Source organism: Steroidobacter sp. (assembly GCF_016790065.1).
In the GTDB taxonomy this organism is placed as follows: domain Bacteria; phylum Pseudomonadota; class Gammaproteobacteria; order Steroidobacterales; family Steroidobacteraceae; genus Steroidobacter.
On sequence record NZ_JAEUPY010000362.1, the window covers coordinates 1 to 2,068 of the forward strand.

Consider the following 2,068-nt stretch of genomic DNA (forward strand, 5'->3'; position numbering starts at 1 on the left):
ATACTTCGACCAGGGCGTTAACCAAATTGATCGGCGGATTGCTGGCGCTGGCCGCGCCATTGGCAGTCGGCGCCGGTACCGCGGTAGTCCATTTCGATATTCAAGAACAGGCGTTGAGTTCCGCGCTCAGCGAATTCGCGCGTCAATGCGATCGGCAGATTTTCTTCGCCACTGAGCTGGTCGGCGACAAGCGTATCGCTCCGGTCAAAGGCGAGTTCGAGCCGACGCGAGCGTTGACGATGCTGCTCCAGGGCACCGGCCTGACGTTCAAGGTCATCTCCAATGACATGATCCTGGTGCGCTCGGCGAACAGCGAGCCAACCACAACGACGCGCAACTACACTCCGGCCAATTATCTGCAGCTCGCGCAAGCTCAAACCGGCGATGCACCGACACAAGCGTCAGCATCCGCCGCTGCCTCCGGTTCGGGTGCCGAGGCACACAGCGGGATTGAAGAAGAAGTAGTGGTCGAAGCGTTTCGCGCGCGCACCGCGACGAAGACCGACGTGCTGCTGACTGAAACGCCGCAGGCCATCAGCATCGTCACAGCGGAGGAGATCAGCAGCCGAGGCGCGATCGGGTTGCAAGAGGCGCTGCGCTACACGGCTGGTGTGCGGACCGAGATCAATGGCTCGGATCTACGCTTCGACTATTTCTCTTCACGCGGCTTCTCCGCGACTGATTATCTCGATGGCATGGTGCAGCCGGATAGTTACAACACCGCCCGCACCGATGTGTATACGCTCGAACGAGTGGAAGTGCTGCGCGGTCCATCCTCGGTGTTGTACGGCCAAGGCACGGCCGGCGGCATCGTCAATAGCATGACCAAGCGTCCGCGCAGTCAGTTCGGTGCGGAGTTCGGCATCGAGTACGGCAGCAATGAGCGCAAGCAGGCGCAGTTCGATATCACTGGTGCGCTGACTGAGTCCGGTACCGTTTCGGGACGCTTGGTGAGTGTGCTGCGCGACTCGGACAATCAATTCGACTTTGGCCGCGACGATCGCACGCTGGTGGCGCCTTCATTGCGCTTTCAACCCAGCGACCAAACCGATATCACCTTGCTGGGCATGTATCAGCAAGACAAGGCGGCGTCGGTGTTCGCCTATTTGCCACTGCAAGCCACGCTGGAGCCGATCGCCGGCGGCCGTCTGCCGGACGATCGTTTCATCGGCGAGCCTGCGCACAATCGTTACGATCGCAAGCAGTCCAGCGGCACGTTGTTACTGACCCATCGCTTCTCCGATAGTTTGGTGTTCGACGGTGGTATGCGTTACAGCCGCTCTTCGGGATTCGACGGCGGTATTTATGGCGAGATCTGGAACGGCGTGGAAAATCCGTTCGAAGAGGGCACGACACTGCTGCCACGTTACCGGTACGACTCGAAAGTTCGCAGCCAGGTGCTGAACACGGACAATCGTCTGCAGTGGCAGGTGCACACCGGCAGCGTCGAGCACAATTTGCTGGGCGGTATCGACTATTCACGCATCAAGTACGGATCGGCCAACGCTTATGAAGGCGGCGCGCCGGCCATCGATGTCTACGCGCCGGTTTATGGCAACGGCGTGATCGATGCCGAGATGAGTCCGATGGCAGAGCAGATTGCCAAACAGATCGGCTTCTATGTGCAGGATCATATGAGGTTTGGCGATGCCACCTTCGTGGCGGGTGTGCGGCGAGACCGCGTGACCACCAGCCTCGACGGCTCGCCGGATCAGGTCGACAATGCCACCACGTTCCGCGTCGGCCTCACGTATGAAATTTTCGATGGCGTCACACCGTACGTGAGCTACGCCGAATCGTTCATCCCAACCATCGGCCTGGACGTGCATGGTAACCAGTTCAAGCCGCAGGAAGGCACGCAGTACGAAGTGGGCGTGAAGTGGCAACCGGATCGTCACACGCTGCTGACTTTGTCGGGCTTCGATCTGACCGGATCGAACCGCCAACAGACCGATCCCGAAGACGGCAACAACACCATTCAGACCGGTGAAGTGAGTTCGCGCGGCTTCGAATTCGAAGCCATCCGCCGCCTGCCGGACAACTACAGCGTGTCGCTGTCGTACACCAA

Annotated in this window: 1 protein-coding gene; it reads left to right on the forward strand. The window is 59.7% G+C overall.

Annotated features, from left to right (window positions below):
• Positions 1-26 precede the first annotated feature (26 nt).
• Positions 27-2,068: TonB-dependent siderophore receptor (locus JNL55_RS15065; RefSeq protein ID WP_293854864.1), on the forward strand; the 2,042-nt coding region annotated here is incomplete at its 3' end.